The sequence below is a fragment of the Bradyrhizobium sp. genome (assembly GCF_019244115.1).
Classification (GTDB): Bacteria; Pseudomonadota; Alphaproteobacteria; order Rhizobiales; family Xanthobacteraceae; genus Bradyrhizobium.
The window spans coordinates 1-5,342 of the sequence record NZ_JAFATE010000810.1; the positions used below are offsets into that span (position 1 = coordinate 1).

At 60.8% G+C, this 5,342-nt stretch carries 5 protein-coding genes; all 5 read right to left on the bottom strand.

Translation table 11 applies throughout. The features are described 5' to 3' along the window. Positions 1-133 precede the first annotated feature (133 nt). The gene (locus tag JOZ76_RS34355; RefSeq protein ID WP_291705821.1) at positions 134-574 is read right to left on the bottom strand and encodes a DUF5681 domain-containing protein; all 441 of its coding nucleotides are present in this window, start codon (positions 572-574) and stop codon (positions 134-136) included. 252 nt (positions 575-826) lie between these two features. Beyond that, complete coding sequence (locus JOZ76_RS34360) at positions 827-1,588, bottom strand: hypothetical protein (protein WP_291705822.1); 762 nt, start codon at positions 1,586-1,588, stop codon at positions 827-829. A 493-nt stretch (positions 1,589-2,081) separates the two neighbouring features. After that, complete coding sequence (locus tag JOZ76_RS34365; protein ID WP_291705823.1) at positions 2,082-2,888, bottom strand: enoyl-CoA hydratase; 807 nt, start codon at positions 2,886-2,888, stop codon at positions 2,082-2,084. Further along, positions 2,885-4,165 carry a CaiB/BaiF CoA transferase family protein gene (locus tag JOZ76_RS34370; protein WP_366938663.1) on the bottom strand — a complete coding sequence of 427 codons (1,281 nt, stop codon included), beginning with the start codon at positions 4,163-4,165 and terminating at the stop codon, positions 2,885-2,887. Before JOZ76_RS34370 ends, JOZ76_RS34365 begins: the two co-directional genes overlap by 4 nt. Further along, entirely contained in the window at positions 4,162-5,232 is a 1,071-nt protein-coding gene (locus JOZ76_RS34375; RefSeq protein ID WP_291705825.1) for an ABC transporter ATP-binding protein, read from the bottom strand. Before JOZ76_RS34375 ends, JOZ76_RS34370 begins: the two co-directional genes overlap by 4 nt. Between the last annotated feature and the right edge of the window lie 110 nt (positions 5,233-5,342).

The following is a 5,342-nucleotide window of genomic DNA, read 5'->3' on the forward strand; positions in this document are numbered from 1 at the left end:
CCGCTCAAGCTGATAGGCAAGAGCCTCAATGTACCATTCGGGCACGAAGGTTTGCCCTGGTGAAAGCGTCGCAAACACCTTCTCGACAAAAGCGATGAAATTGGTGCGAAGAAGAGCCTGAAGAACCCGGGGGTCAGATCTCATGCGCCCTGCCCTTCTTCTTGGACTTCCGGCGGGGATTGGCGAGCAAGCTGCCAGCGTCCTGCTGATAGCGAGCCAGGATCGTCAGATCTTCGGCGAGCAGGTCGGCGATGCGATGCTCAGCCTGGGGTGATTGCGCGTATCGCTCGATCAGCGAGAGCAGCAGCTTAAGGCCACGCACATCGCCGCGCATGGCGTCGTTGGTGAGGCGACGCAGCATCACTTCAAGCGCCGGGATCCGCCGCGTCGTACCATGTTCGGTGACGGTAATCCTTTGCCCGATGATGGCTTGCAAAATGGCACCGATGGAGCGACTGCCTCGCGGGCGACCTTTTGGATTGCCGCTTTGGCCTTTCCTGAACCGGGTCTCTTCGGGCGGACGGCCATAGCCAACGGCATAACTCGTCTTCCTTATACGGATCCGGTCAACCACGACCGCACCCGCAGACAACAGTAGTGAACCTGACGTCGGCCGTGCCTCGCCTGACACTCAGTGCATTCGCCTCGTCGGTCGCGGGTGGCAACAACAAAGATGTCCGCGGCATTTGACCCTACATCGTGATTGATCAATCGATCACGATGTAGGGGTGGGGACTGCTTTGTCTAAGGTACTAATTTGTGCGGTCGTGAAAGTCCGCACCCGTTTGGCGTTCCGACAATGACACCAAGCTTGCGCGCGATCAGCCTATTGAGAAACGCGTCGCTTCCTTGCTCTACGCCGCGCCGGCTGTGGGGAAAAGTTCGGATTACCGAATTCTAGCCGGGTTGCCTGTGTGAGGCCATCGCTGAAATCGCCCTTAATCGGATCCCATGTATAGGCGCTCGGCCCATCAAGGAAAACGGTTTCAAGAATCAACTCATGTGCGGCCGACGCCGCGCTAATCTTAGGCCCACGTGAATTCACAATATGAGGTGCGATGTCGGCAGCAATTTGCCTCAGACGGCTCGTACTAATCTCACGCCTCTCGACTACCGATCTAAGCAGCGAGACGAACTCAAAAGGATTCGGATGGACTTCCTTTAGAGCAGGCTGGCTAACCCCAACCTCGTCAAAAATATCGTCGATGATCGACGTTTCCTCCCACGCTGCGAGCAGCAACGAGACTCGGCGCAAGCGCGCATCGGCTCGCCCCTCACGTTTTGCCAGAAACCGCAAGGCGCCGACGACGGCCGCGCGCCGTTTACTTTCTCCCGCCCTTTGCTTCTCGGATCGAACCGCCATCATAGCCATACCACGTGCCGCGATACGGTTGCCGAATCGTTGCATAAGAATGGGTTCGTAGCCGCGCGAAGGCGGAGACTCGGCGATCAAGCGGATTGATAAGCCGATCCGTTCAAAGAACCCCTTGTACGCACTTACCAGCTGGCGGAATTGGGGCGAGGATTCCCAAAGCGCTTCAAGGTAAGGTGTAAATTCTTTCGCAAAGCAATGCGCCAGCGTCGGCATGCTGAGCAATATAGGAATTTGAGGTTACTGCGCCAGACCATCGGTTGCAAACTCCCCCGGCTTGCCGCCAGCCCCGAAACAAAGAAATTGCCGGCCGTTTCTACTTTCTTGCGACACCGGCGGCGGTACGCCGCTTCGATCGCCCGGATCAGAGTCTCCTCCCTGGTGACGTCCGCCTCACAGGCGACGCATTAGCCGCCCACCTGCATTACCCTGTTTGGCCGTATCTTTGGCTGAGGTAAGACGGTTGTTAACGGCGAGCACCTTCTGCCCCTTCCTCGGCGAAGCGCAGGACCGTCGCGCGGCCATTGCCCAAGCTCTCGCCGGGGCTCTGCCCGGCGCCCATCACGATGGCTTTTCGGCAAGCCGCATATCGCTTCTCCGGTTCAACTCGACGGAAGGAGCAACTGAGCCGATCGCTGCCCGGAAGCGGTTCGGCGCCATTCCTGGATAAGCTCCGCATGCTCCCGGCTCTGGGCCCTTTGCCGGGCACTCATTCGCCCGTCCAACTGGGCTTGCGCTTCTCCATGAATGCCGTCGTGCCCTCGCGGTAGTCTCGCGACAGGTAGCACGCTTCGAGGATGTCGGTGTCCGTGGTCGAGGACAGCATCGCATCGCGCAGGCGCCGCATTCCTTCCTTCGTTCCCCAAAGCGTGAGCGGGGCGAGCTCCACGAAGTTCTCGCCGATCTCCTGTGCTCGCTTCACGAGTTCCGATGCGTCCGGCACGATCTCCCGAAGAGCGCCGGTCGACTTGAACTCATCGGCGCTCAGCAGGCGAGCGCTGAAAACCAGCTCTTTGGTTGCCTGTGCCCCCATGATCATGGCGAGCCGCGCCAAGTTCTTCACCGTGAGGCAGTTTCCGACGGTGCGAGCGATCGGAAAGCCGAAGCGCATGGAGGGATCGGCGATCCGCACATCGCAAGACGCGGCCAGCAATGCGCCGGCGCCGACGCAAGCACCCGAGATCGCTGCTATGGTCGGCACCCTGACGTTCTCAACGGCAACGCAGACCTCCTCCCCGCGCAGCTCCATTTTCATCACACCTTCCGCGGACGCCACCTCCTGGAGGTCCGAAACATCTTGTCCTGCCATGAAAGCCGGCTTGCGGTCCGCGCTGCCCGTGAAGACCACGGCTCGAACGCTCTTGTCGTGATTGACCTCGCGACAGATGTCCATCAACCGGTCCTCCATGACGTGCGTCATGGCATTCAGCCGGTGCGGGCGGTTGAAGATGACCCATTCGACCGGTCCCCTCCGCTGGCACAAGATCTCTTCCGAGGTGGCGGACGTCGATTTCATCTCGCGGCCCCTCTTCGTGCCTTGGCCGCCTTCACAGGTGCCTCCGCGATCCTGATCACGCCGCTATCGATGAGTTTCTTGAGCTGCGCGTCCGAACGCCCGAGCTCTCGGACGATCTCCTCGGTGTGCTCGCCGAGAAGGGGCCCGGCGCGGTCTCGGCGGGTCGGGGTTCGCGACAGCCGCATGGGAGAGGCTAGCTGTCGCACCTTCCCGGCCGTCGGATGCGGCGCATCCCAAAAAAAACTCCGCTGTTCCAGAGCTTCATCCGCGAAGACCTGGGAGTAGTCGTGAATGGGTGAACAGGCCACGCCTGCCTCTTGCAATTCGCCGATCCATTCGGCGGTGACACGGCATTTCGTGGTCGATTCAATTTCGCGCGCCAGAACCGATCGGTTCGCGAAACGTGCATTTTCGTCGCTGAACCTTTCATCGCGGAGCAGGTCATCGCGCCGAAGAACGCGGCAGAGCGCCTGCCAAGCGCGCAGGTTTGGCGCACCCAGCGTGAACCAGCCGTCGGCACTCCGAAAAGCCTGATAGGGAGCGCTGGTGTTGTGCGCAGAGCCGCTGCGCTTCGGCACCTCGCCGTTGGCAAAATAGCGCCCGGCCTCCCATTGGGCGAAGGAAACGCCTGTCTCAAACAGCGAGACATCCACCATTTGCCCTTCACCGGTCAGCTCGCGGGCACGCAGCGCCGCTACCGCACCAAGCGCTGCGTAGATCGCGCAGGTGACATCGCACAGCGGAACGCCCGCCTTGGCCGGCTCCCTGTCCGGCTGGCCGGTAACGCTCATGATGCCGGACCGCGCTTGCGCCATGATGTCAAGGCCCGCGAGGTGCGAGAGGGCGCCGTCCTGTCCCCAACCCGAAGCGGCCACATAGATCAATCGCGGATTGATGTTGCGGAGCGTCTCGTAATCGAGGCCGAGGCGCTTCATTGCGCCGGGTCTCATGTTCTCGACGAGTATGTCGGCACCCGGGACCAGATCGATCGCGAGCTTTCTGCCCTCCTCGGACTTGAGATCGACAGCAAGAGATTTCTTGTTCCTGTTCGTGCGCATGAAAGACGAGCTTTCGCCGCTGATGAAGGGACCGTAATCGCGCATGTGATCGCCACTCTTCGGGTCTTCCAACTTAATGACTTCCGCACCAAGATCGGCGAGTTGCGTCGCGCAAAAGGGACCCGCGAGATAACTGCCGATCTCGAGCACCCGCACCCCGCTCAGCGGAGCAAGAGCGGATCCGCTCGTGGGCGTTGTCTGCGTCATGGGTGACCTCATGTTTCCGAAGAATTCACGATGAGACAGCTCTCGACCGGCAGATGTACGGTGACCTGCTGGCCGGTAACGAATTCGCGTGAAGCTGGAACGGCCGCACGAATGCGCGCAACCTTATCGACCTCGATCAAGAGATCGCGGCTCTCGCCCAAATAGGCCGATCGAAGCACCGTACCTCTGAGCACGTTCACCGGGATATCCGGTTCCGGGTCGATCCGAACTCGCGAGGGCCTCACGCAAAAGGCAACGCTCGCTCCGGTGGGAGCACCGCTCGTATCGATGCCGATCAGCGAGCTCGGCCCGACCCGCACGCGTCCCCGCTCCTCGAGTTTGCCCGCGATGACGTTGTTGTTGCCGATAAAGCTCGCGACGAAACTATTGGCGGGATGCTCGAACAGATCCTTCGGCGTACCCAGCTGCATCAGCGCTCCGGCCCGCATCACGGCGATTCGATCCGCCGTCACAAGCGCCTCCGACTGATCGTGCGTAACGTAAAGCGTCGTGATGCCGAGAAGATCGTGGACGCGGCGGATTTCGAACCGCATCTCTTCGCGCAAATTCGCATCGAGGTTCGACAGCGGTTCGTCGAGAGCCAGAATTTTAGGCTCAACCGCAAGCGCTCGCGCCAGTGCGACGCGCTGCTGTTGGCCGCCCGACAGTTCGGCGGGATAGCGATCGCGCAAGCTCTCCAGACGAACCATTTCCAAGGCGCGCGCGAGCTTTTGCCTGAGATCCGAGGATGCCAAGCGCTGAACCTTGAGACCGAAGGCGACGTTTTCAGCAACTGTCATGTGCGGCCAAACGGCGTAGTTCTGGAAGACCATCGAGATCCCGCGCCGCTCTGTCGGCACCAGCACGTGCGGACCCGAGAGACATTCATCGCCCGCCCAGATCTCCCCCGCGCTCGGTCGCTGAAAGCCGGCGATGAGCTGCAGCAGAGTGGATTTGCCGCAGCCGGATGGTCCAAGAAGCGCGAGCAAGGTCCCGTCCGGCACGGCCAGATTGATTCCATCGAAGACGGGGACGGGGCCATAGCTCATGCAAAGGCCCAAGACGCGAAGCGCGTTCACGTCGCCGAACCTTGAAGAAGCGATTGCGCACGTGGGCTGCTGAGGCGCGTGGAGACATATCGCGTCCCCAAGACCACCATGAAGGTGACGATCAGCAGCACGACGCTCAA

What these genes read in the sequence shown, in the direction of transcription:
- JOZ76_RS34360 (WP_291705822.1), bottom strand. Translation starts at nt 1,588, where the DNA reads ATGCCGACGCTGGCGCATTGCTTTGCGAAAGAATTTACACCTTACCTT.
- JOZ76_RS34365 (WP_291705823.1), bottom strand. Translation starts at nt 2,888, where the DNA reads ATGAAATCGACGTCCGCCACCTCGGAAGAGATCTTGTGCCAGCGGAGG.
- JOZ76_RS34370 (WP_366938663.1), bottom strand. Translation starts at nt 4,165, where the DNA reads ATGAGGTCACCCATGACGCAGACAACGCCCACGAGCGGATCCGCTCTT.